Consider the following 25,811-nt stretch of genomic DNA (forward strand, 5'->3'; position numbering starts at 1 on the left):
CATTATAGATATAGTTTATTAAATTTTAATCATATAGATAGTATAAAAATTTATGTAATATTGATAAAAATAATTAAATTTTCGATACTAAATATAGAAAATATGATATTATTTTTTTAAAACTTAATATAAGTTTTAAATTCATTACTTATTCAAAAGTAAATGAGTTTTTTTTATTTTTTTAAAAAAGGAGAAGTTAATAATGACTTGATTAGAAGTAGAAAAGGCAATTGCAGATTTAGATGAAAGACAAAAAGATGAAACTAATTTTATATTAGTTGATAGTAATTATCATCCAGAAATGACTAAGAAAAAATACAAATACTGAAAAAAATTTAAAACAAAACATTCAACAGCAGCAAAAACATTAAAAATTATTTCTGCATCTACTAAAGGACTTGTTAAGGGGGGTTATGAAGGTATTACTGAAGGTGCTGTTAGAGGTACTATTATTGGTGCTGGTGGTGTTTTGGTTACAACTTTTTTTGTATCTCCACCTGCCGGCATTATTGTTGCAGGAGCTGCTGTTGCTGGTGGTGTTACTTATGCAGTTGTTAAAGGTAGTCATGTAGCTATTATAAAAGGAAAAGTAGCAGCAAAAAAATTTGATGAAAAGAAAAAAGGACAAAAACAAGATTTAGAAGAAGCACAAAAACACGCAATAAATTCTAATACAGATTTACAAAATAAAACAAAAACTAAATCAAAAAAATCAATTAATTTATAGGATAGGTAATTTTTAATTTCATTAAATTGTGGAAAACTATTTTTATGGAAATGTTTAGTAATCTGTGTAACTTACAAAAATAACTATGTTTAATTAATTCTAGTAAATATAATTAAATGACTAGAAAGAGTGAGTTACAGATGGCTAAAAAAGATAACTTTAATAATAATGATCCAATATCAAAAGCAGTAGATTTATTACTAGAAAATACTGAAGATTTAACAACAGTTTTTAAACCTAGCGGTTTATATAAAGAATCAACAAAAAGATTAGTTGAAAAAATGTTGAATTCTGAAATGCAAAATTATTTAGGATATGAAAAAAATCAACATAGTACTACTGAAAATGCTCGTAATGGTACAAGTTCAAAAAAATTAATAACTCAACAAGGTAAAATTGAAATTGATGTACCAAGAGATCGCAATAGTAATTTTACTCCTGTAATAGTTCCTAAAAGGCAAAGAAGATTTGATGGTTTTGATCAACAAGTTCTTTCCTTGTATGCAAAAGGAATGACATTATCTGACATTAGAATGCAGTTGCAAGAGTTATATCATGGTGCTGATATTAGTGAAAGTGTTATTAGTCAAATTACTGATGATGTTATTGATGATGTTAAAGCATGACAAAATCGACCATTAGAAAGTGTCTATCCGATTGTTTATTTTGATTGCATAGTAGTGAAAGTACGACAAGATAAAATGATTATTAATAAATCAGTTTATATAGCATTAGGAGTTGATTTAGAAGGCAAAAAAGATGTTTTAGGATTATGAATTAGTGAAAATGAAGGTTCTAAGTTTTGATTATCTAATTTCACAGAAATGAAAAATCGTGGCTTAAATGATATTCTTATTGCTTGTAGTGATAATTTAACAGGCATGTCAGAAGCAATACAATCAGTTTATCCTAAAACAGAACATCAATTATGCATTGTTCATCAAATTAGAAATAGTTTAAAATATGTTTCATACAAACATCGAAAAGGTCTAGTTGCAGATTTAAAACCAATTTATAGTGCATGTAGTGAAGAACAAGCAATGCAAGCTTTAGAATCGTTTGAAAGTAAATGAAATAAACAATATCCTCAAATTACTAAATCTTGATATAAAAATTGAGATAATTTAATGGTTTTTATTAGTTATCCAGTAGAAATCAAAAGAGTGATTTATACTACAAATGCTATTGAATCTGTTAATAGTCAATTACGAAAAATCATCAGAAATAAAAAAGTTTTTCCTAATGATATGGCAGTTTTCAAAATATTTTACTTGGCAATTGAAAATATAACAAAAAAATGAACATTGCCTATTCAAAATTGAAATACAGCAATTGCTCATTTTATGATAAAATTTGAAGACAGAATTAATCTAAATTAGTAACTTTGTAAAACAAAGATACACAGATTATTAAAAAGCCTCAAACAAAGATACACAGATTATTAAAAAGCCTCATTTTTATTTTTATTTTAAATTTTTGTATTAAAATAAGTGTTATTTAATAAATATAAATCTTATTTAATTATTGATAAAAGCATGTTAAAATTGTAAAGAATTATATTATAGAAGAGGATAAGTATGGAAAATAAAAACCAAGAAGTTAATTTTGAAAATAATAGTGAAAATACATTTCCAAGAACTAAGTTTTTTCTAAGTGTTGGTTATTTAATAATACAAGTATTAATTCCAGGAATTATTCTTTTTTTTACTACTAGTACTGATTTTACTTTTAAATTGCCTTTTTGAATAATGGTACTTTCTAGTTTAAGTTTAATTATATTCACTTTTATTATAACCTTTATTACATATAAGTTAAAATTACATCAATTAGATCAATTTACATATAGTATTCCATTTGCTTTTGTTTTATCATTATTTTATTTGTCAGGATACTTTTTAACTCCTCAACAAATTTTAATACGTTTTATTATTTCAATCGCTGGTGCTGTTATTGGTATTTTTTTAACGAGTATTATTTTATTATTATTATTAAGAAAAAAACAAAAAAAATCATATATTAAGTTATAATAAGTGATATAAATCTAAAAAAATAAAACGAAAAAAAGGCGCGTAATATATGTTACGCACCTTTTTAAATATATGTTTTTTATTTACTGTATAAAAATTATTCAATATCTAATTCTCATACATTTGTAATTGTTCCAGCAAATAGTTTTTTATCAACTATTAATGATGAATATACTGAAGCATTTAATTCATATTTGTTTTTTACTTGACTAAAGCTTGAATCAAGTTCATAAACATTATTATTATCAGTGGTAGCATATATTTTGTTATTTAAATCTTCTATTGATAAAGAAAAAATTTTACCATCTTTCAAATTAATTTTTTCTGTTATTTCATTTTTGATTAAATCATACTGATAAATTTTGTCTTCTGTTGCTAATATTAATTCAGTATCAGATAGTGCTTTAATATCAAAAATAATATTACTTTTATTTTTAAAATCATATTTTAATTTATGGGTTTTAGTTTCTAAATCAATTTCTCATAATTTCCCTTCACTAGTGCCAGCGTATATTTTATTTTCTGCAATTTTAACTAGGGCATTTACATCACCTCAATCGTCAAAACGATATTTTTTAGTATTACCAGTATTAATATCTAATTCATAAACATTACCAATACCAGTACCAACATATAACTTATCTTTTGAACCTTCAATTAAAGTTTTAGAATCATACTTATCACCAAATCCAATGAATTTCTTTTCTGCAGTTTCAGTTTCTAAATCAATTTCTCAAATTGTATTTGTTATTGTACCAACATATACTTTACCATTTGATGCTTTAATTAAACTATTTATACGTTCTTCATTTAATTGATATTTATTGATTTTTGTATTATTAGTAAAATCAATCTCTCAAATATTTCCGTTCTCTGTTGCAGCAAATATTATACTATCTGAGATTTGAAGAAATTTATTTATTTTTCCATCATTTAATTCATATTTATTAGAAATTTGACCTTCACCTATGATAATTGTTAGATTAGTAGTTAAATTTTTAAATGAATCATAATTATAATTAATTTTTGCATTAATAGAACCACTAACTGTGAAGTCTTCATCTTTTAAATCAATTTCTTTATTATTAGTAATTTTGTTTAATGAAAATAAATTATTTTTAAAAGAATTTTTAATTTCAGAAATTAATGAATTTTTAATAAATTCAGCATTAATTGAATCCTTTAATTCCATTAATGAACTTTGAAAATTAACTTTTTTTGTATATTTTGTTTCATTAATAGCATCAACAATTTTTTCAGAAGAAGCATTAATATTAATTATTAATAAAGTTTCTTTATTTTTAATTTCTCCATAATTAAAAATGATTTTAGCATTAATTATACCTCATTTATCTAAATCTTCTTGTTTTAAATCTTCTTCATTATTAGTAATTTTATTAAATTTAAAATCTTCGAATTTAAAAACATTTTTAATATCATTATTTTTTATTTCATTTTTAATAAATTCAGATTTATTAATTTTTTTATTGATAGATTCTAAACTATCTTTCATTGTTATATTAACTGTATATGTAGTTTCACTAATAGCATCAACAATTTGTTTATCTGAATATTTTACACTGATTTTTAAATCAACAAATTAATTTTTAATTTTTCCATAATTATAATTAATTTTTGCATTAATAAGTCCTATTTTTTTAAAGTCATTATTATTAATTTCTTCATTTTTTTCATTTATAATTTTATTTAATGAAAATAAATTATTATTAAAATTTTTGGGAGCGTACCGATGTTGTCAATAATATTCAAACTTGTCTTTAAATTATAAGATTAGACGAGAATCAATATGCAATTGTATGTTAATCTTAACACTTGTAAAATATTAGTCAACAATAATACTTACTTTTATAACTCAAAAATTCTTATTAAATTTTACTTTAATAAGTTTTATTTTATTTTTAGTTATCTTTAAATTGAAATGGTTAATTTATAATAATTGTATTGCTGTATTTATTTGATAACATTTAAAATTAACCATTTTGGTATACATATCAATGTTATAAGTTCTATCACCAATCATATGCTTTAAAATTTGTTTAATATTAGTTTCAGTAAAGCAACCAATATTTTCAACTAATGCTTGATTTAATACGCCATCTTTTGCATTAACAAAATAACCAACTTTTAATTTTTTATATTGTAAAGTCAATGATTGTAAAAAATCAATTAATTCATAATATTGACCTTTGGAAAATAAATTTATTGCATTTTGATAGTGTAATTTAGCAATTTTATTTTTTCTTCTTCCAGCCATTATGCCAAGAAATAAAACATGAAAAGCATGGAATTTATCTAAAATAAATTTAGCATTTAAAATTGTAGCAGTTTTTCTAATTCATTTTGCACTATCTCCACAAACTATTAAATTTGCTTGGTCAAAATTTTCAAAAAATAAATTACCATATTTTTCAATTAATTTGGCAGTTTTTTCAGCACCAATTTCTGTTTTTGATACTCTAATTTTACATACAGCTCTTTTATTAATTAATTTTCCATTCTTCTTTTTACCAGTACAAAATACTAATAATCTCATTGAACATTTTTTACAATTTTTAGTATTATGTTTTTCATTAAACTTAAATTTTCTATGTCCATCATCAATATTTACATATAAATTTTGATATGGTTGTAATGGTATTTTGAGGATATTGGCTTTTGGTAATTGAAACTTTTTATATGTTCTACAAACTGTACTATTACTTATTAAACCTTCAATAAAAGTATCACAAACATCATGATACTTTTTACCATCTGCAAAATATTTCAAAATTTGTTTAATAACATTAGGTGCAAGTTTACTATATTTTTTAACACCAAGATAATTATCTAACAATGAAAGAAATTCCATTTTTTGTGTTTTTGGGTTATAATATGTACAAATACGTCGTTTATAAGTTAATAAACCTTTTTTTGTTTTTAATTTTCTTTTTCTAAATCTATATGACTTATATACAGATTTATCACATGCATTTCATAAATAATCATCTATTTTTTTAAATAATTCTTCTGTTTGTTGTAAATTTAATTCATCTTGATTAAAATTGTGTTTGTCTCAATCAAAATGATTTACAAATGGTAATATAAACATTTTTAATGTTCCTTTCAAAATTTTATTTGTTAATAATTTAAGTTTAATTTTTTTTAAAAATAAGGAGTAAATATGGCTTTTATCACTAGTTATGTACAATTAAATAAAAAATATAATCTTAATTTTAGTGATAATAATTATGGTTTTAGTTGGGATATTTTTAAAGAATTTGTTGGTGATGAATGAGCAGAATATTTTACTACCAATTGTTTTTATCGTTTTGTACCAACAGCACGTGGAACAAGAAAAACTTGAAATTGTTTAGCATTTGATTTATTTATATGTTGTAATTTTAGTGATAGTAGTGTTCAAGAAGTAAGAAGATATGAAAATACTCATAGTGAAACTACAATTGGTGCTTTAATGAATGTTTGTCAAGTTTTATTAGATACATATAATATTAATTTATTACCTAATAATCCACATGGTATTAAATGAAAAATAACTAAGGATGGTGGATGTATTATTTTTCCTAATAATCAACAAATTGACTTTATTGGTTATGCTAATGGTAATAAGATTTTTGGAAAAGAAGCCGGTGGTTCAAGTTTTTTAGGTTCAAGAACAGATGAAATTATTATGGCAGAAGAAAAAGAAACACTAACAGAAAAGCAATTAACATATCGATATGAACGTTTACAAAACTCTATGTTTAGAAGTAATCGTATTAAAGTATCAAAAGAACCTATTAAAGAATGAAGTTGAACGTTTATTGATAAAAATATATATAGTCCTAATTTTGGAAAAAAAATTACTCGCTATTTTTATAAAAGTTTCTTTATTACTTTTACATGTAATCCTTATGATAAATATCATCCATTTTATTTAAAATACTGTACGCCATTTTTACCATTAAATGATAAAGTGATGGAAAATCTTAAAAAAAATGGCAAAATTTATTATGAAAATCAAGATATGTTTAGTGGTTTAGGTTTATTTGTTTTAAGATTTACTATTCAACCATTTTGAAATAAATTACCAGATATTCAAAAAAGAACATTATTAGAAATGAAAAAAAGTAATCCTGATGAATTTAATACTGTTTTTTATGGTTTTGAATTTTTAGATAGTGATGCAACAATTTTCCCATTTCAAAAAACTGTAAAGTGCTGACAACCATATGATTTAAAAGAATTTTATAATTCAAAAAAAGATATGTATAAATTTGATTTTTATTCAGTTGGTGTGGATTGAGCAACTGGTCATAAAGACCATACTGTATTTATAGTAGTGGGTTTTAAAGAATATAATAATACTGGTTATTATGATGCTTATATTATTTGTGAATTAGTAGTTACTCCAAATGATTTTATAAATGAAAATGAAAAAATTAATGCTTATGTTAATGAAATTTTAGGATTAATTGATAATTTTGAAAATTTTGAACAAGCAATTTATTTTTATGATGATAAAGCACGAACTGCCATTGATTGATTAAATCAAAAATTAATAGATGAACATAATACTATTTTAATCACACAAACTGCTATTAAACATGCTTCAAATTTAAATCAAGAAGCAGGATTAACTAATAGAGTAGTTTGAATGAGAAACATTATGAGTTATGGAAACTTTTATGCAAATAAAGATGATTTACCAAAGACTACTCAATGTTTAGAAGAATTACGTTATGACCAAACCAAAACTAACATTCCTGATAAAAATATGTATCAAGACCCGTATGATGGATTATTTTATGCATTGTATCCATATAAAAATGTAATTAGGGGTAAAAATAATGCTACTGTGAAAAAAAGCATCTTCACATTTGCCATATAATAAACAACTACAATATCATTAATAGTATAGGTATCACAAAATAAACGCCTTTTATTTAGGCGTTATTTTGCGTTTAAAAACGTACTTGTAAAAATAATCAAAAATAGTACAGTTTATAAGTAAAATCAAGGAAAAAAGGAGTAATTTAATATGAAAACATGAATAAAAGCAAATTTAAGTAAAATAACATTAGCATTAGCACTAACTGGTGCTACAACTGGAACAATAGGATTAATCATGGGAGGTGCTTACCCATAATCTTAGTGGACTTAAATATTATTTAAATTCATATAAAAAACCTATAATGGGTGTTCAGAAAATATGAATGTCTGACATTCATGGTATTTCAGTTTCTATAAAAAGTGAATTTAAAATATACTTTGCTGATAATCCTAAAAAAACAAAATTTTATAATGGTGGAGATACTATTGAAAGAATAGATATACCATGAGATGGCAATTATCCATATGGTTATTTTAATAAATAACATTTAAATTTCTAAATTAATATAAGAAATATTTTCATTATATTTGTCAAATAAATTAATATTAGTTAAGTTTATTTCTTGTTTGTCAGTTATTAAAATTAAATAATAATTACCAGCACCAAATATTCCACTAATTTCAATCCGATTTAAATTATTAATTGGATTTTTAATTTGCAATTCAAATTCATTTTTATTATCAATTTGTAATATCTCTTCATAAAATTCTAATTTAGAAAATAATTGAGATTTATTTGAACCATATAAATTTAAAGCATTCTCAATTTTATTGTTACTAATAATTACTCTTGTAAAGTATTTTCCATATTCGCCATTTCCTAATGTTCAATCTGCTGGAATTAATGACGGAATATTATTGCTTTCTAATTCATTTGTAATAGATAATCAATTAAATTGATTATCATCAAGTTTAAATAATTCATTTTGACTAATATCATTATTTTTTAATTTAATATTATTCATATCTGTAAAATCAAAATATTCAGATTTTAGTATTACTTTTACATCTTTATATTTTCAACTATTATCCTTATTAGAATGTATAGGATTTGATTTTAATTCAAAATAATAAGGTAATAAAATTTTATTATCATCATTTAGACCTTTATTTATTGATAATGTTGAATAAATATACTTTGATAACATAATAAATACTTGTTTAAATATTTTAACTTGTTGCAAATTTATGTAATTTGGATAATCAAGTTCTCATTTTCTAAATAAATTAGTAATAACTTCATCAGGTTTTTGACCTGAGAATTTATCACGTAATTTTGCTATTTCATTTTTATCATCATAATCTGCGCCATCAAAATTACGATTATAATTATAGGTATAACTTAGCATATCTAATAATAATTGTTGTAAGCTATCAATAGTTGGTGCATCTTTAATTTCAATTTCAATATCATTAAATTTATTATTAGTTGCAATATAACTATAAAATTGACTTTCACCTACAAAATCTCAAACTTCTTTATCCTTTAATTCTTTTTGACTTTTTAATGGTCATTTACCACCTAAAACATTACTAAACTCATATCCTAATCAAGCATGAGTTATTCTTGCATTATTAATAACTTCTCTTCTTGTTACAGAACCACTACTAATTTTAATTAAATCTAAAACTGATTTTTCTTGTCCGATAAATTGTTTTGCTAAATTTCAAGGTAATATTTGCTCACTAAATCATTGTTGTAAAATTCTAACTTTTGGTTGAGTTTCAATAGGCATTGATAACAGCGGAAATGCTATCTTATTTTTAACAAATAACTTTGGGTATACTTCCATATTGTCAACTTCACCAAGTACCTTTATATTGCCAAAAATCATGCTTCTAGGGGCTTTAATTTTTAAACCAGTAACTTTTGTATCTTTATCTAATGGTTTTTGTAATTTAATAATGATTGGATAACCATCTCTTGTTTTAAAATCTTTAATTTTAATAATAGTTATACTTTTAGTACTTCTAGTTTTTGGATTTTGATAAGGTTGTGAATAATTATTAATTATATATAAATTATCAATATTATTTTCAGTTAAAGGTTCATTTATACTAACTGCACATAACTTAAATTGATTTAATAAATTTATTTCTTGAAATATTAAATTTTTAATATCAGTCATACTATATTCAATTGTATTATCATTAATATTAGTACTTGCTCTTTGATTTAATTGCATAGTAAAATCAGATGTTTCAACAGCAGTAGTTTTTAATACTTTATCAATATCAATAAAACCTATTTTAATAGTATTTGCTGAAAATTTTAAACTATTATTTTCATTATTTTTAAATAAACGTTCAATTTCATAAATATATATCGTTCTTTTTTTAAATTCATCATATGCTCTATTAATATCTGGGTCACTAGTAGCACCACGCATCATATTAGTAAAGTCATAAGGAATGTTATCAATTAAATAATCATTTTCTACTTCTGCTTGATTAAGTTTAGTTTGTTTCTGTGGAAATTTCGTTTGTGGTTTGTTGTTGTTTTCCATTGTTCTCTCCTATTAATTGGTTATTTTCGGGATTAAATAATTTTAATTTAACTGTTAAATTATTAATTTCTTGATCATCATTAATATTAAATGTTTTACTATTTAATAAATCTTTATCTACACTTACTAATATTTGAATAAATTTAAGAATATCAATATTAAATTGTCATAATTTTTGTTCAATATAATTAATAGTTGAAATATTTACTGCTGTACTTTCGGGAACTGATTGTTGTGCTGATTTCTTTTGACTTGGTATATGAATACCACAACGTTTAAATATTTCATTAACATTTCAATCATATATATCAGTTAAATTTTTACCTTTAAAATTACTATTTGTCATATTGATATTTTCGTTTTGTTCATTATTATCTCCACCGCTTTTAAATATGTAATTTTTAGTAACTAATGTTCTTACTGCGTCTTCTATTAAAGATTGAACATTGCCATAAGTTTGACTAAATATAAATTTAGGTGAGTTTAAAATAGTATCTAAAACAATTTGTTCATAAATAACATCTAATGCTTTAATTTTATCCATTACTTTATTACAATCTGCTAGCTCATTTGCTTTATTTCTCATAATTGCTATTGGTATATAGTTAATATTTAGTGTTTGTTCTTGTGCTAAATTAGGGTTATTAATGAATGATTTAAAATCTAATGGAAATTGTTTTTTATTATCACTAATACTATAAATTGCACGATTAATAGTTATTTGTTCATTATTTAATGTATAAACTTCAAATAATCTTACCATTTGTGCATTTTGTTCATAACTATCATAAAAAATAGTACATTCAATTAATTTACCAGTAATATCATAAACTCTTTGTTGTATATCTACTACTTGAAAATATAAGTCATCATTAGCAATATAAATTAAATAAGCACTAATTCCTAATTTACTTAATTTAAAAATTGAATTTCAATTTTTTCTGTAAAATTCTTGTTGAATTAAATATTGTTTAATAGTTTCATTATTAATATCTAATGGAGCATTATATAAATTAGCATTATTTTCTGCTACAAAATCAGTGAAATAAGTTTCATGGTTAAAATCATTAAAACCAAAATAATTTAAAATTGAAGCATGAGTACTTTTATTTTTATTAGTTAAAAATTTTACTTTTTCATTTTGATTATCACTAATATTACTTTTTTCTTTTCTTTTAAATAGACTTAACATAATATTCACCACCTTTTTTTAAAATATTTGATTAATTTTTAATACAATTTTTATAATAATAAATATAATTAAACCTGCTGTTGCTGATGATAAAATTACTCCTATTAAACCTAAAATAATTTTTATAATTTTAAAAAACATAATATTATTCCTGTAATTCTTCTAATTTTTTAAAAATATAATCTCTACCCATACCCCGCATTATTCTATTATTATAAATATTAATTTCAGTATCCGCATTAACATTATTATTTGATATTCATAAACTACTTTTTAAAACATTTGTATCTAATTGATAATAAAAATTAATTATTTGTCAACTATAATTTTTATTATTTTCTTTACTAGTATAATCACCAAAACTATAATATATTCTATAATGTGTTTTATCTTTAAATATATATTCTATATGTGTAATATTATTTTTATCTACTACGACTTTACCTACTTCTTTTCAATTTGAACCACTTGGACTGGGTTGTGGTTGTTTTTCTAATATTTCATTAATTGCTTGTAATAATTTTTTATTTTGAGTTTTTAATAATTTATATTCATTATTTTCTAATAAATCTTTACAAAGTAATGAATTTTCTTCATCATTTAATGCAATTTCATTTGTTTCAGTATTATATTTAAAATAATCATTTGAAAATTTTTTATCTTTTATTTTTTCTTTTAATTCATTAATAGCACCGGCAATAGTTTTATCAGTAGTTTCTAAATTAGGAATTTCTGCACTAATAGCATTTATTTGAAATGCAATAGGAAATTGTGATTTTACATCTTCTAATTTTTTATCTACTTCTTCTTTTTTATAATAATCAGATAAATTAGGAATTTTATTATTGATTTCATTAATTGCAGGAACTATTTGTTTAGAAACTTTTTGTAAAGCATCATCATTGATATTTTGCTTTTTATCTAATAAATTATTAGTTTCTAGTTTTGTGTAATAATCATGTTCAGTACTTTCTTCTGTTATAAATTCAGTTGGTGTATCTATTCCTTGATATTGATATATTTCTTGTATATCACCAATTAAATTAATTTTTCCACGTTCAGGATAGGAATTACCTCCACCACTAAATTTTTTATTTCTATTGTCATAGTAAATAGTTCCAATATTTAAAATATGGATGGGTTACACTTTATTGGACACTAATTACATAGACAAGTGAACAAATTAGTTAAAAGAAAGGAATTATAATTATGGTCACTATTAACTCATATTCAGATGAATTTAAAAAACAAATAGTAGCTTTATATCAAAGTGGCAAATCAGTATCTTGCCTTGTTAAAGAATACAATGTTACAAGAGCAGCTACTTACAATTGAATTAAGCAATTTACTAATTCAGGTAGTTTTAAAACTAAAGATAATCTTTCAGATTTAGAAAAACAATTAATTCAAGCAAATAAAGAATTAAAACAGTTACGAATGGAAATTGATATTTTAAAGCAAGCAGCACTAATAATAGGCAGAAAGTAGAGATTATTGCAAATAATAAATCTAAATATAAAATTCGCACAATGTGTCATTTTTTAAAACTCTCTAAATCAACATATTATTTTAATTTAAAGAAAAAAAATAAAATTCAAAATAATATTTATGAACAAGCTGTTATTAGTGCTTTTAAAGAAAATAAAGAAGTTTATGGTACTAGAAGATTAAAAGTCATACTAGCAAACCAAGAAATTTATTTATCACGCAGAAAAATTAAAGAAATTATGAATAAGCATAATTTAATATCAAAATACACTAAATTATCATTCAAAAATTATCATAATAAAGTCAATGATAGTCAAATAACCAATCTTGTTAATAGAAACTTTAATAATAGAATTAAAAATGAAGTTATTGTTAGTGATTTAACTTATGTTCAAGTTAATGGTAAATGAAACTATATTTGCCTATTAATCGACCTATTTAACCGCGAAATTATTGGACATAGTGTTGGAGTTAAAAAAGATGCATCATTAGTATATCAAGCATTTATGCAATCAAATCACTGTTTAAAAGATATTGAAATATTTCATACTGATCGCGGTAATGAATTCAATAATAAAACTATTGATAAACTTTTATTAGCTTTCAACATAACTCGATCTTTAAGCAAAAAAGGATGTCCTTATGACAATGCTGTTGCTGAAGCAACTTTTAAAACTTTCAAAATTGAATTTATTAATGATAAAAATTTTACATCATTAATCCAATTAAAATTAGAATTATTTGATTACATCAATTGATATAACAACATAAGAATTCACAGTACTCTAAACTACCTAACTCCAGTTAGTTATCAAAAACAAATGTCTACCAAAAAATAGTCCTAAAAAGGGTTGCCATTCCAATTAATTATAATATTATCAAGTGAATAATTAGTTTGATTAATTGCATTTACTATTTTTTGATCATTATTTTTTTGTTTTTCTTTTATTGCACATGATGCAATACTTAAAGACATTGGTAATACAACAGTTAATACACCAACTGTTGCTAGCATTTTTTTATAACTTAATTTTCTTTTCATCTTTCACCACTCCAAAGTGTTATTATATTGTTTTTTTTGTTTGAATTTCAATACTTAAAAAGGAATGAGTTAAATTGAATATCAATTTTATTTTCATTCCTAAATAATTTTTTAATGTTTTAATTTACTATTGATCAGTTTACATTAGTTTTAATTTATATTGATTTGTTGAAGATTTTTTTTGTGAATTTAGTGAATTTGCTTCTTTTTTTATTGAAGAAAAATCTTGAATCTTATTTACTTTTTTATTAATTTTATATCCTTGTTTCAATATTTGATATTCTGGTCTAGATTTTACATAACTACTGCCTTTATCAACAATATATTTACCACCTTTAGCAATTACAATACCACCAGCAGTTGCCTTTAATGTATTCATTAATGATGCTTCTGGATTTAATACTGCATTTAATACACCAGCACCAGCACCACAAATTAATGATGTTCCAACTTTAGTTTTATTTTTATCTTTATTTTTTACAGCTTTTTTAATTTGATAACCTGCTATTCCTCCGGCTGCAGCACCAATCGCAATGTTGGTAACAGGCACTGGATTTGTTCATGAAAGACCGTCAATTGCTCCTAATCCAGCACCAAACAACGGTAAATAATCAATTGTTTCATTAATGATATTTTTATCTTTAGCCATCTCTTTTAATCTTCCTTTCTAAAAATAAAAAAACTCATTTACTTTTTAACAAGTAATGAGTTAAAAACTTATATTAAGTTTAGAAAAATAATATCATAATTTTAATAATAATTATAAAAAAATATTAATTACATAATTTAGTGTAGATATAATTATAGTTACATTAAATATTAAATATTAAAGATATATTTTTTTATTTTTCTTTTTTAGTAATTTTTATATTTAAATTATGTGTATAATTACTAAATTTTGTATTGCTTTTAATAAAAAATACTTTATAATATTTAAGACTGTTTATGCAGTTTCAACCGCTCTACTTTAGGTTAACAAGTGATTTATTCCACCTATAAGGCGAGTCTAAACTGGAGGTAATAAGAAAAATGTTTGTAGTTATTCAAACAGGAGGAAAACAAATTAACGTTTCCTATGGTCAAGAGATTTTTGTTGAAAAAATTGTTGGCAAAGCTAAAGATAAGATTATTTTTGACAAAATATTGATGATTGATCAACAATTCGGTAAACCTTTCCTAAAAGGTGCTGAAGTTCATGGTGAGATTATTAAACAAGATAAATCAAAAAAGATTCGAGTGTTTAAATATAAACCTAAGAAAAATTCAAAAACAATGTATGGACACCGTCAGCCATATACAAAGGTATTAATTACTGATATCTTACTTGGTGGTAAAAGTCTTGTTGATAAGAAGACTGAACAATCAAAACCAGTAATTAAAGATGAAGTAAAAAAAGAAGTAATTTCTGAAGTAGTAACTCCTATTATTAAAGAGCCAAAATCAGTAGTTAGTAAAGTAAAAAAAGAACTTACAAAAGAAAAAGTTGTTAAAACTAAATCAGTTGTTAAGGATAATATTACAGAACCAGATAACACTAAAACTGTTGTTAGTGAAGGTAATTTAAAAACTATTTTTGATCATAAAAATATGACTGTTAAAGTTGTTAAAGGAGATGATGAAAATAATAAAAAATAATTTAAGGTAATATTAAATTATGGTTAAAGTTACTTATAATTACCAAAATAGTAACATTGTAGAAGTTATAATTACTGGTCATGCTAATTTTTCAAAAATTGGAAATGATATTGTTTGTGCAGGGATTTCAGCCATTGTTATTGGTACATTAAATGCACTTCATGAACTTGATAATAATCAAGTTCAAGTAATTAATAATACTGCTGGATTAGTTAAACTTAAAGTTGCTAGTTTCACTAATAATAGTCAAATCATTTTAAAAACAATGCTTTGACAATTAAAAACTATTAAAGAACAATATCCAAAATATATTAACATAAAGGAGGTGTAATTATGTTTTATAAATTAAATTTACAATTATTTGCTTCAAAAAAAGGAGTGGGTTCAACTCGTAATGGTCGTGATTCACATTCTAAACGTTTAGGTGCTAAAATTGGTGATGGACAAAGTTTAAAAGAGGGAACAATTATTTATCGTCAACGTGGAACTAAAATTCACCCTGGTGAAAATGTAGGACGTGGTGATGATGATACCTTATTTGCTTTAAAATCAGGAATTGTTAAGTATACTATTTTTAAAAAAAATAAAACACGAGTTTCAGTTATACTTGATAAAAAGTAAAAATAAATTTTTAATAATAAAAACCTATTTTCAATGCTATCATATTTTGAAGATAGGTTTTGTTTGTTTATTTTATGTTTAATGATATGATAGGAGAAAATAATGAAACATATTACTTTAATAATTACTGGTAGTATTGCAGCAAACAAAGCCTTAATTTTATTAAAACAATTAAAAAAAGAATTTTTAGTTGATATTATTTGTACTAAAAGTTCTTTACATTTTCTAGAAGATAAAACATTTTCTTATTATTCTGAAATGTTTGAACAAGAATCATATGTTAAAGTAGATTTAATTACTCATACTAATTTAGCGATTAAAACAAATTTAATTGTTGTTTATCCTGCTACTATGAGTTTTATTAGTAAAGCAAATTTAGCAATTGCTGATAGTTTAGCATTATCAGTATTTTTAGCTTCCAAAGCAGAAAAGATATTATTTCCAGCAATGAATCATAATATGTATCACAATCAAAGTTTTCAAAAAAATTTATTAGAATTATCTAATTTTGAAAATATTACTATTATTCCTCCAGATTCAGGAATGTTAGCCTGTAAGATGATTGGTGATGGACGGGTTAAAAGTCCAGATAATGCATTAGCAATAATTAAAGATTTTTTTAAAAAAAATATTGATTTATCTGATAAAAAAATTTTAATTAATATTGGTCGCACTAGAACTTATATTGATCCAATTCGTTATATTACTAATAATTCTTCAGGAAAAATGGGTAAAGCATTAGTAGATGCTTTTCTTAAAACTAACGCTAAAGTAGTATTAGTTGCAGGTGATTGTGATTTTGAAATTAAATCGCAAAAAAACCTAACTATTATTAAAGCGAATACTAATGAAAAAATGTTCTTAGCAATGAAAGAAAACTTTGATAATGCTGATATTGTAATATGTGCTGCTGCTTTAAATGATTATAAAGTAAGTAAATATATTCCTAATAAAATAATTAAAAATAAGAATGAAAATTTGTCTTTATCACTGATTGCTAATATTGATGTATTGGCATTTTTAGGTAAGCAGAAAGCACAACAAGTTTTAATTGGTTTTGCTGCTCAAGAAGTTAATGATAAAAATCTTGGTATCGAAAAAATGAAAATTAAAAATTGCGATGGTATTTGTATTAATAATATTAGTGTTATGGGTAAAAATGAAACAGAAATTAATTTTTATTTTAAAAATAATAATTATAATTTGATTGGTTCAAAAGTGGAAGTTGCTAAACAGATAGTTGATATTATAAGTAAAAATATTTTAAATTATTAATATAATAAAAATAGAATTTATTGCTTTAATATTTTTTTCTAACAATAGATTATTTTAAAAAAATTTTATTTATACAGTGAACTTTATTATAAAAAATAAGCAATATGATATTTTAATTTTAAATATATATTGCTTATTTTTTATAATAGAATTTGAGTATGTAATTAATGGATGGGTTACACTTTATTGGACACTAATTACATAGACAAGTGAACAAATTAGTTAAAAGAAAGGAATTATAATTATGGTCACTATTAACTCATATTCAGATGAATTTAAAAAACAAATAGTAGCTTTATATCAAAGTGGCAAATCAGTATCTTGCCTTGTTAAAGAATACAATGTTACAAGAGCAGCTACTTACAATTGAATTAAGCAATTTACTAATTCAGGTAGTTTTAAAACTAAAGATAATCTTTCAGATTTAGAAAAACAATTAATTCAAGCAAATAAAGAATTAAAACAGTTACGAATGGAAATTGATATTTTAAAGCAAGCAGCACTAATAATAGGCAGAAAGTAGAGATTATTGCAAATAATAAATCTAAATATAAAATTCGCACAATGTGTCATTTTTTAAAACTCTCTAAATCAACATATTATTTTAATTTAAAGAAAAAAAATAAAATTCAAAATAATATTTATGAACAAGCTGTTATTAGTGCTTTTAAAGAAAATAAAGAAGTTTATGGTACTAGAAGATTAAAAGTCATACTAGCAAACCAAGAAATTTATTTATCACGCAGAAAAATTAAAGAAATTATGAATAAGCATAATTTAATATCAAAATACACTAAATTATCATTCAAAAATTATCATAATAAAGTCAATGATAGTCAAATAACCAATCTTGTTAATAGAAACTTTAATAATAGAATTAAAAATGAAGTTATTGTTAGTGATTTAACTTATGTTCAAGTTAATGGTAAATGAAACTATATTTGCCTATTAATCGACCTATTTAACCGCGAAATTATTGGACATAGTGTTGGAGTTAAAAAAGATGCATCATTAGTATATCAAGCATTTATGCAATCAAATCACTGTTTAAAAGATATTGAAATATTTCATACTGATCGCGGTAATGAATTCAATAATAAAACTATTGATAAACTTTTATTAGCTTTCAACATAACTCGATCTTTAAGCAAAAAAGGATGTCCTTATGACAATGCTGTTGCTGAAGCAACTTTTAAAACTTTCAAAATTGAATTTATTAATGATAAAAATTTTACATCATTAATCCAATTAAAATTAGAATTATTTGATTACATCAATTGATATAACAACATAAGAATTCACAGTACTCTAAACTACCTAACTCCAATTAGTTATCAAAAACAAATGTCTACCAAAAAATAGTCCTAAAAAGGGTTGCCATTCCATATTTTTGTTGCAATTTATTTAAAAAAATTATATTATTTAAATACAATTTCATAAAAATCCAAATTATTTCTTGTCTAAAATATAATAAGACTATATAAATTTAATTTATTCCTGATTTTTGACAATCTCCTAAATCTTTTTATCTGTTAAGTATTTTAACTTGACATCATTATGTGAATAAGATATTATTAAAAAGGTTTATTTGCCACAAATTAATAGAAGGAGGTAATTTATGGTTAAATTACGCTTAATACCAACAGGAAAAAGTAAATCAGTGCAACCTAGTTACAGAATTGTTGCGATTGATGCAAGAACAAAACTTAATGGTAGATATATTGATAAATTAGGTACTTATAATCCAACAAGCAAAGAAAAACAAGTAACTATCGATGAAGTAAAAGCATTAAAATTTTTATCAAATGGTGCTCAACCAACAGAAACTGTTCGTAGTTTATTATCAACAGAAGGAATTATGACTAAATTTCATAATTTAAGACAAGAGAGAAAAAGTAGCAAACCTAAAAAAATAACAAAAAAAGTTACTGTAAAAAATAAAAAAACTGCTACTACTAATTCTATTAAAAAAGAAGAAGCACCTGCTACTTAATATTAAAATATGCTACAAGTGATTAATTAATATGTATGTAACATTGTTAGAACATTTAATTGAACCAATTTTACTTGATAAAATTTGTGAAGTTGAGATTCGCGAATTAGTAGAAAAAAATCACTATGATTTAATATTAATGGTACCAAAATCATTAATATCAGTATTGATTGGTAAAAAAGGAAATACTATTCGTGCATTATCAACAATTATTGAAAGTAAAGCATATTTAGAAAATAATACTATTAAATTAGTAATTAATGAGTTTTAAGATGAAATATTTAGAATTAGGTACTATTGTTAATACTCATGGTCTTATTGGTGAAGTTAAGGTTTTATGTAATTATTATGGTAATAAATTTTCATGAAAAGAAAAAACAACAGTTTATTTAGAAGAAACTAAACAACTAACACCTTTAATTATTTCAAGAGTAAGAAATCATAAGCAGTTTTTATTATTAACATTTGAAAATTATAATACTATTGAGTTAGTAGAAGGTATGAAAAATAAAAATTTAGTTATTAATACTGAAGAAATAATTAATGACAACTTACCTTGATTTTATGAAGATATTCTAAATTATGAAGCATTTGATGCTAATAATAATGCTTTTTTAGGAAAAGTTATTGCTTTCTTAGATAATAATCATCAAGGTTTATGAGAAATAAAAATGACTAATAAAAAAACCTTTTTTATTCCTAATAATAAAGTATTTATTAATAAAATTAATAAAGAAGAACAAAAAGTTTATTTTAATATTATTGAAGGATTAATTAATAATGACTAAAAACCAATTCACAATTATAACTTTATTTCCCAATGCTTTTAATGATTTTATGCAAACATCAATTATCAAACGAGCTATTACTAAAAAACAAATTAGCATTGATATTATTGATATTAGAAATTTTGCTAATAATAAACACCAACAAGTTGATGATGCTCCTTATGGTGGTGGCAATGGTATGGTTTTACAAGCAATGCCAGTAATTAATGCTATTAATAGCGTAAAACTTAAATATCCTGAGGCTAAAACAATTTTACTTAGTCCACAAGGTCAACAATGAAATCAACAATTAGCTTATAAATATAGTCAAAAAAATATTAATTATATTTTAGTTTGTGGTCATTACGAAGGTATTGATGAACGCATTATGTCTTATATTGATGAAGAGATTTCAATTGGTGATTATGTATTAACTGGTGGTGAATTACCAGCAATGGTTATTATTGATTGTATTACTAGGTTAATTCCTAATGTTATTCAACATCAATCTCATCTTAATGATTCTTTTAATAATTCATTATTGGATTATCCAACATATACAAGACCAGAAGAAGTATTAGGTATGAAAGTTCCAGAGGTTATAATTGGTGGTCACCATGAAAAGATAGCAGAATATCGTCATCAACAAGCATTAATTAATACTTATAAAAAAAGAATTGATTTATTTGAAAAATATCAATTATCTGCAAAAGATAAAATAATAATTGAAGAATATAAATCTTCACTTAAAAAAAATAAACGAAAGGAGAAATAAAACATGCAAAATGCAATTATTAAATTAGTTAGTGAAAGTCAACTAAATCATAATCTTCCTAATTTTAAATCTGGAGATACAATCCAAGTATTTTCTAAAATTAAAGAAGAAAAAAAAGAACGTATTCAAATGTTTGAAGGGGTAGTTATTGCTCGCAAAGGTTCAGGAATTACGCAAAATGTTATTGTTCGTAAAACTGTTGGTGGTAAAGGTGTCGAAAAAACATTTGCTTTACATTCACCATTAATTGATAAAATTAATGTTATTCGTAAGGGTAAAGTAAGAAGAGCACGTATTTTCTACTTACGTAAATTAAGCGGTAAAGCTGCTAGAATTAAAGAAATTAAAACAGTAAAACCTGTTAAATAATAATTAAACCACCGTTATTAAAATCAATGGTGGTTTTCTAAATTGATATAAAATAATAATAAAATGTATTAAAGGAGTTAAAAAAAATGCCTAATGAAAGTACCCATAATCAAATTCATTGATTCCCTGGTCATATGATGAAAGCCATTAAAGCAATTGAAACTAAGTTACCAATTATTGATGTTGCAATTGAAGTTTTAGATGCACGAGCACCATTAGCAACAAAAAGTACTTTATTAGATCGTTTATTAGAGAAAAAAATAAGAATTATTGTTCTTAACAAAGTTGATTTAGCAGATGATAATTTTACTAAAGAATGAGTTAATTTTTTTGAAAGTCAAGGTTTTTCTGTTTTATTGGCAAAATCATTAATTACAAAAATGAAACCGCAGTTATTAAATTTAATTACTAAATTAATGGAGCCACAAATGAAAAAACAATTGGCAAAAGGTATTGTTAATCCAAAAATTAAGGTATTAATTATGGGATTACCAAATACGGGGAAATCAACATTTATCAATAATTTATTACAACGTAAAGTAACACAAACTGCTAATATACCTGGTGTTACTAGAGGTCAACAATGAATTAAATTAAATCCAACGATTGATTTGTTAGATAGTCCTGGTATTTTACCACCAAAAATGAATGATCAAAAAGTAGTAATGATTTTAGCTTTAATTAAAGCAATTCCTGTTAAACATTTATTTTTAGAAGAAATGGCTAATTTTGCTTTAACCTTTTTACTTGAGAATTATTATGAAAGATTAGTAAAATATTATAATATTAATTTTGAAATTAAAAATATTAATGATGAAACATTATTTCTTTATTTTAAGAAATTAGCACAAAAATATCATTTAAAATTGGCTAATGATGAAGATAATACTCATCGTGCCATGAATTTATTTATTAATGATTTACAAGTAGGGAAATTAGGATTAATTTCATTTGAAATACCACCTAAGATTTTAAAACATGAAAAGTAGTTTACGATACGAAATTGATAATTATTCATCAGGAACATTAATTGCTGGTTTTGATGAAGTGGGAAGGGGAGCTATTGCAGGACCAATTGTTGTTGCAAGCGTTATTCTTAAACCAAACTTTAATCATCCTTTAATTAAAGATTCAAAACAATTATCAACAAAACAACGAATAGCAATGTATCAAATTATAATTGATAATGCACTAACAGTTGCTGTTAGTATTAAAAGTCATCAATTTGTTAATATTCATAATCCTAAGCAGACTAGTATTTTAGCAATGATAGAAGCATTTAATAAATTAAAAATAGTACCTGATGTGTGTTTAGTTGATTTTGAAAAACCACAATTTCCTAATTTTCTAGGAAAAGTTGAAGCAATAGTTAAAGGTGATCAAAAATCACTTAATATTGCTAGCGCTTCGATTATTGCTAAAGTAGTAAGAGATAAAATTATGATTAATTATGATACTAAATATCCTAATTATGGGTTTAAAAATCATAAAGGGTATTATACAAAAAATCATCAGATAGCATTACAAAATTATGGTATTTGTGATATTCATCGTATTAGTTGTGCGCCCGTTAAAAAATATAGTGGGATTATATAATAGAGAAACTTTTATTATTACAATTATTTATTGGTAATAAGTTATTATCTAATTTATTTATATCTGTTGCTAATAATTTATTATTTTGAATATTAAAAATTTCTTTAATTGGTTTAGTTCCTTGATTTATTAAAATATTTTTAAATGATTGAAGGCCATGTTTTTGTAAATTCTTTTCTAATTGGCTTGTAGGTGTTTTAATATTATAGGCAACTTCTAAATAAAAGAATCTTTTTTTGAAAGTCATGGTCAAAATCTTGATATTTTTTATAGATTTTTTCTATTTTATTTATTATATTTTTATTTAATATTTTTTGAAAGGCATTATTGTTAATAATGTCTTTGCTAATATTTTCTAATAAATAGTGTAGTGGAAATAATTCAGTAGAATAACTAGTAACATTTTTATATGGTAATAATAAGTCATTGATTATTTCTTTTTTAATATTGTATTTTTGTCTAATTTTATTAGAAGTTTTAATTATATTTATTTTAAAACAAAATTTATTATCTTTATTATCAATTACTAACATAGTTGAAAATATTTCTTTATATATTTTTTTTAACATTTTATTTTTCCTTTTTTATTTGGATATTTAATTTAATAAAAATCCTAATATAGAAAAATAGCTATATTAGATATATACATTTATTAAATTAAAATAATTATATCTAAAAATATGAAATAATACTATTTATTTTTTATTATTGCTTTTCTTCATAATTATGGACAAATCTTATTGAGATTTTTAATTTAATTTTTTTGAAATAAACTTATATGTTTATTAAATTTTCTAGTTCTGTTATAATTAAACTATATTAATTTAAAGTAAAATAGTTTTTAATTTATAATTTAAGATAGTCAGGGGAATTATAATGACAAAGAAATTCGGTTATAATTTACTAACATTTGTATATTTTTCAAATCAACGTCGCGGTACTGCTAAATTAGTTTTGAAAAAAAGTACATGTAAACATATTATTAAAATTTACAAGAAAAATAAAAATTTACAAATAAGTGATAAGGTAAGATTATTATCTAATTTTTTAAGTAGTAATATTGTTTCTAAAATTTCAGCTTTAGCAGAAGAATCTTCAATGCCATATACTTTGATTGATGAAATAGTTTTTGTTATTCTTGAACAATGAGAACTATTTTTACAATGAAGTAAAAAAATAACAAATGCTCTTATTATTACTGTTAATAAAAATCTAGAATTTAGCGCTGATTGAGTAGGTAATGAGAATATTTTTGCAGAGTTAATAACCGAATATACTATTAATTATAAAGAATTAGGAATGAATACCATTATTTTTAATAATGGTTTTTCTTACGAAAGAGATGGTATTAAGTATAGTGATAATGGTATTGCTAAAATTATTTTAACACCATGTTTATGAAAACAATTAGATAAATTAAATAATAGTTTTGAGATATCGCAATATTTAAGGAATGAACAAATATTTTGTTATCTTTCTTTAGAACCAAATTCTGATAAAATTTTAAATTATGCTTTTGAACAATTGGCAGTTTTAATTTTTAATAATAAAAAATATGTTAATGATGCTTTTCTTAAGTTTAAAGTAGGTGTTGTTTTAGAATTTGAAGCAGTAGTGCATGAACAATTTCAATTAAAACAAATCTCAGCAATGAAAATTAATAGCGAAGAATTAAAATAATATATATTATTTTGAAGTAAAAAATAAGGTAATACTAGACTAGTATTACCTTAATTAATATATTTTAGAAAAGTTGAATAATAATTTTATGCTAATCATATCATTATTATTTTACTATTAATTGTTTATTCTTATTATTATTGTTGACTTTAAAGAAATAGTTTCTTGGTTTTTTACTAAAGCAATAGAAAGTGTTAGTTCATCTCCGTCTGTTAAATTATTTGGACGAGGTATTCCTGTTCTTTCAAAATTTATAACATTAAATTTTGCTTTTCAACCAACCAATTGTTCAAAGTTATTAAATTTAATAGCTTTTTCAGTTCTGCTTTTGCTTATTAATGGTACTTCTGTTTTATCTTTTAATCATTTATTAACAGTTTCTTCTAATTTATAACCCGCTTGGAAATACTCAATAGAACTTCCTTCATAAACAAATTCATTATAACTTAACTTAGCAGGACTATCACTTGCAAAAATATTAAATAAAGCATCAGTTCCAGTCATTACTTTTACTGTATATTTATCCCCTAAATTTGTTTTACCATCTTCTTTAAAGAATTGTAAATTATATGTCCCATCACCAACTACAAGTTTTTCATCATCATTTGGTTCTACAAATTTACTAGTAGAAACTTTTATATTAGATATTTTATTTTTAATTTTAGCAACTTCCGCTGCATCAAAAGTACCATCTTCAGGTGTTGTTCCTGATGTTAATTTCTGTTGTAAAACAGATTTTAAAAAATAGAAACTGTCTTTATCTTTAGCTTTGGCTTGACCAGTAGTTGCCTCTTTTTCTAATAATTTAGTAACCAAAATATCGGAATTATCAATTCAGAAAAAGGATGTATCTTTTTCTCAATTAAGTCTAATAGTTTTTAAACCGTTTCCTTCATCATTTGTTAAACCTAAATTTATTGATACTTGATCTAGTAATATTTTTACCTGATCTTCTTTGTTGTTACCACAAGCTATAACAGTAGTTACTGGTACTGTTGTTATGACACTAGCACCTAATAACTTTAATAATGTTCTCATATTCCTCATTTTTCTCTTAACCTCCTCAGTTAAATCTAGAATAGATGTGAGAAATTATCTTCAATAATCTTATGTAAAACATATTATTTTAAATAACTCACTAACACTATTATAATACATAAAAAAAATTTTATTGTTTTTTTAAACCTTTAAGAGTTTATTTGTAAATTATTAATAGTAAAATTAAAT

The 25,811-nt window shown here is 23.0% G+C and carries 26 protein-coding genes, 1 pseudogene and 1 other annotated feature; of the genes and pseudogenes, 19 read left to right on the forward strand and 8 right to left on the reverse strand.

Going from position 1 to position 25,811, the window contains the following annotated elements:
• Nucleotides 1-202 precede the first annotated feature (202 nt).
• The 3 genes from AACK94_RS02790 to AACK94_RS02800 all read left to right on the forward strand — a co-directional run bounded on the left by AACK94_RS02790 (nucleotide 203) and on the right by AACK94_RS02800 (nucleotide 2,754).
• Complete coding sequence (locus tag AACK94_RS02790) at nucleotides 203-727, forward strand: hypothetical protein (protein WP_338976121.1); 525 nt, start codon at nucleotides 203-205, stop codon at nucleotides 725-727.
• Nucleotides 728-867: 140 nt separating this feature from the next.
• Nucleotides 868-2,106, forward strand: a complete 1,239-nt coding sequence (locus tag AACK94_RS02795) for an IS256 family transposase (RefSeq protein WP_338976321.1) — start codon at nucleotides 868-870, stop codon at nucleotides 2,104-2,106.
• Between the two features lie 198 nt (nucleotides 2,107-2,304).
• A complete protein-coding gene (locus AACK94_RS02800; protein ID WP_338976122.1) occupies nucleotides 2,305-2,754 on the forward strand; it encodes a DxFTY motif-containing membrane protein in 450 nt (149 codons plus the stop codon).
• A 97-nt stretch (nucleotides 2,755-2,851) separates the two neighbouring features.
• On the opposite strand, the gene AACK94_RS02805 is transcribed toward AACK94_RS02800, so the two are convergent.
• Nucleotides 2,852-4,267, reverse strand: coding sequence for a PQQ-binding-like beta-propeller repeat protein (locus AACK94_RS02805; RefSeq protein WP_338976123.1), 1,416 nt, complete (start codon nucleotides 4,265-4,267; stop codon nucleotides 2,852-2,854).
• Nucleotides 4,268-4,702: 435 nt separating this feature from the next.
• Nucleotides 4,703-5,863 (reverse strand): Mbov_0401 family ICE element transposase-like protein, encoded by a 1,161-nt coding sequence (locus AACK94_RS02810; protein WP_338975594.1) that lies wholly within the window; start codon nucleotides 5,861-5,863, stop codon nucleotides 4,703-4,705.
• 72 nt (nucleotides 5,864-5,935) lie between these two features.
• Here AACK94_RS02810 and AACK94_RS02815 point away from each other — a divergent pair, with 72 nt between their 5' ends.
• Both AACK94_RS02815 and AACK94_RS02820 read left to right on the forward strand, forming a co-directional pair.
• Nucleotides 5,936-7,642, forward strand: coding sequence for a hypothetical protein (locus tag AACK94_RS02815; protein WP_338975593.1), 1,707 nt, complete (start codon nucleotides 5,936-5,938; stop codon nucleotides 7,640-7,642).
• Nucleotides 7,643-7,886: 244 nt separating this feature from the next.
• Complete coding sequence (locus tag AACK94_RS02820; RefSeq protein ID WP_281749131.1) at nucleotides 7,887-8,129, forward strand: hypothetical protein; 243 nt, start codon at nucleotides 7,887-7,889, stop codon at nucleotides 8,127-8,129.
• A gap of 3 nt (nucleotides 8,130-8,132) precedes the next feature.
• Here AACK94_RS02820 and AACK94_RS02825 read toward each other — a convergent pair whose 3' ends face one another.
• Nucleotides 8,133-10,151, reverse strand: coding sequence for a hypothetical protein (locus AACK94_RS02825; protein WP_338976124.1), 2,019 nt, complete (start codon nucleotides 10,149-10,151; stop codon nucleotides 8,133-8,135).
• Entirely contained in the window at nucleotides 10,102-11,343 is a 1,242-nt protein-coding gene (locus AACK94_RS02830; protein WP_338975553.1) for a hypothetical protein, read from the reverse strand. Before AACK94_RS02830 ends, AACK94_RS02825 begins: the two co-directional genes overlap by 50 nt.
• Before the next feature lie 1,209 nt (nucleotides 11,344-12,552).
• On the opposite strand from AACK94_RS02830, the gene AACK94_RS02835 reads away from it, so the two are divergent.
• A protein-coding gene (locus AACK94_RS02835) for an IS3 family transposase (RefSeq protein ID WP_338975221.1) occupies nucleotides 12,553-13,670 on the forward strand; the annotation gives its coding sequence in 2 pieces (ribosomal slippage) (nucleotides 12,553-12,823 and nucleotides 12,823-13,670; 1,119 coding nt in all).
• Between the two features lie 2 nt (nucleotides 13,671-13,672).
• On the opposite strand, the gene AACK94_RS02840 is transcribed toward AACK94_RS02835, so the two are convergent.
• Both AACK94_RS02840 and AACK94_RS02845 read right to left on the reverse strand, forming a co-directional pair.
• The gene (locus AACK94_RS02840) at nucleotides 13,673-13,873 is read right to left on the reverse strand and encodes a hypothetical protein (RefSeq protein ID WP_338976126.1); all 201 of its coding nucleotides are present in this window, start codon (nucleotides 13,871-13,873) and stop codon (nucleotides 13,673-13,675) included.
• A gap of 139 nt (nucleotides 13,874-14,012) precedes the next feature.
• A complete protein-coding gene (locus AACK94_RS02845; protein ID WP_338976128.1) occupies nucleotides 14,013-14,522 on the reverse strand; it encodes a hypothetical protein in 510 nt (169 codons plus the stop codon).
• 296 nt (nucleotides 14,523-14,818) lie between these two features.
• Nucleotides 14,819-14,891, forward strand: a sequence feature (ribosomal protein L21 leader region).
• 11 nt (nucleotides 14,892-14,902) lie between these two features.
• On the opposite strand from AACK94_RS02845, the pseudogene rplU reads away from it, so the two are divergent.
• From rplU to AACK94_RS02905, 12 genes and pseudogenes are all read left to right on the forward strand, one after another.
• Nucleotides 14,903-15,193, forward strand: a pseudogene (rplU, locus tag AACK94_RS07445) (50S ribosomal protein L21); the annotation flags it as partial.
• Between the two features lie 334 nt (nucleotides 15,194-15,527).
• Nucleotides 15,528-15,839: a ribosomal-processing cysteine protease Prp gene (locus tag AACK94_RS02855; RefSeq protein ID WP_281748879.1), complete on the forward strand. Its 312-nt coding sequence runs from the start codon at nucleotides 15,528-15,530 to the stop codon at nucleotides 15,837-15,839.
• Nucleotides 15,840-15,841: 2 nt separating this feature from the next.
• Complete coding sequence (gene rpmA, locus AACK94_RS02860; protein ID WP_338976131.1) at nucleotides 15,842-16,129, forward strand: 50S ribosomal protein L27; 288 nt, start codon at nucleotides 15,842-15,844, stop codon at nucleotides 16,127-16,129.
• Nucleotides 16,130-16,231: 102 nt separating this feature from the next.
• Nucleotides 16,232-17,404, forward strand: coding sequence for a bifunctional phosphopantothenoylcysteine decarboxylase/phosphopantothenate--cysteine ligase CoaBC (gene coaBC / locus AACK94_RS02865; RefSeq protein ID WP_338976132.1), 1,173 nt, complete (start codon nucleotides 16,232-16,234; stop codon nucleotides 17,402-17,404).
• Between the two features lie 244 nt (nucleotides 17,405-17,648).
• Nucleotides 17,649-18,766, forward strand: a protein-coding gene (locus AACK94_RS02870; protein ID WP_338975281.1) for an IS3 family transposase whose coding sequence is annotated in 2 segments (ribosomal slippage) — nucleotides 17,649-17,919 and nucleotides 17,919-18,766 — 1,119 coding nt in all. Because the reading frame shifts where the segments join, the coding sequence is not laid out codon by codon here.
• A gap of 256 nt (nucleotides 18,767-19,022) precedes the next feature.
• The gene (gene rpsP / locus AACK94_RS02875) at nucleotides 19,023-19,397 is read left to right on the forward strand and encodes a 30S ribosomal protein S16 (RefSeq protein ID WP_338976133.1); all 375 of its coding nucleotides are present in this window, start codon (nucleotides 19,023-19,025) and stop codon (nucleotides 19,395-19,397) included.
• Nucleotides 19,398-19,428: 31 nt separating this feature from the next.
• Nucleotides 19,429-19,668, forward strand: a complete 240-nt coding sequence (locus AACK94_RS02880; RefSeq protein WP_338962636.1) for a KH domain-containing protein — start codon at nucleotides 19,429-19,431, stop codon at nucleotides 19,666-19,668.
• A gap of 1 nt (nucleotide 19,669) precedes the next feature.
• Nucleotides 19,670-20,185 (forward strand): ribosome maturation factor RimM, encoded by a 516-nt coding sequence (rimM, locus tag AACK94_RS02885; RefSeq protein ID WP_252319423.1) that lies wholly within the window; start codon nucleotides 19,670-19,672, stop codon nucleotides 20,183-20,185.
• Nucleotides 20,178-20,939: a tRNA (guanosine(37)-N1)-methyltransferase TrmD gene (gene trmD / locus AACK94_RS02890; protein WP_338976135.1), complete on the forward strand. Its 762-nt coding sequence runs from the start codon at nucleotides 20,178-20,180 to the stop codon at nucleotides 20,937-20,939. The genes rimM and trmD overlap by 8 nt, the downstream gene beginning before the upstream one ends.
• Before the next feature lie 3 nt (nucleotides 20,940-20,942).
• Entirely contained in the window at nucleotides 20,943-21,308 is a 366-nt protein-coding gene (gene rplS, locus AACK94_RS02895) for a 50S ribosomal protein L19 (protein ID WP_252319419.1), read from the forward strand.
• 86 nt (nucleotides 21,309-21,394) lie between these two features.
• The gene (gene ylqF / locus AACK94_RS02900; RefSeq protein WP_338976136.1) at nucleotides 21,395-22,297 is read left to right on the forward strand and encodes a ribosome biogenesis GTPase YlqF; all 903 of its coding nucleotides are present in this window, start codon (nucleotides 21,395-21,397) and stop codon (nucleotides 22,295-22,297) included.
• Nucleotides 22,287-22,904: a ribonuclease HII gene (locus tag AACK94_RS02905; protein WP_338976137.1), complete on the forward strand. Its 618-nt coding sequence runs from the start codon at nucleotides 22,287-22,289 to the stop codon at nucleotides 22,902-22,904. Before ylqF ends, AACK94_RS02905 begins: the two co-directional genes overlap by 11 nt.
• 203 nt (nucleotides 22,905-23,107) lie before the next feature.
• Here the strand turns inward: AACK94_RS02905 and AACK94_RS02910 are convergent, their stop codons facing one another.
• Nucleotides 23,108-23,473, reverse strand: coding sequence for a hypothetical protein (locus AACK94_RS02910; RefSeq protein WP_338976143.1), 366 nt, complete (start codon nucleotides 23,471-23,473; stop codon nucleotides 23,108-23,110).
• Between the two features lie 307 nt (nucleotides 23,474-23,780).
• On the opposite strand from AACK94_RS02910, the gene AACK94_RS02915 reads away from it, so the two are divergent.
• A complete protein-coding gene (locus AACK94_RS02915) occupies nucleotides 23,781-24,584 on the forward strand; it encodes a hypothetical protein (protein ID WP_338976145.1) in 804 nt (267 codons plus the stop codon).
• Between the two features lie 117 nt (nucleotides 24,585-24,701).
• Here the strand turns inward: AACK94_RS02915 and AACK94_RS02920 are convergent, their stop codons facing one another.
• Complete coding sequence (locus tag AACK94_RS02920) at nucleotides 24,702-25,631, reverse strand: hypothetical protein (RefSeq protein ID WP_338976147.1); 930 nt, start codon at nucleotides 25,629-25,631, stop codon at nucleotides 24,702-24,704.
• Between the last annotated feature and the right edge of the window lie 180 nt (nucleotides 25,632-25,811).

It is taken from the genome of Spiroplasma endosymbiont of Monopis laevigella, from assembly GCF_964019975.1.
In the GTDB taxonomy this organism is placed as follows: domain Bacteria; phylum Bacillota_I; class Bacilli_A; order Mycoplasmatales; family VBWQ01; genus Spiroplasma_E; species Spiroplasma_E ixodetis_A.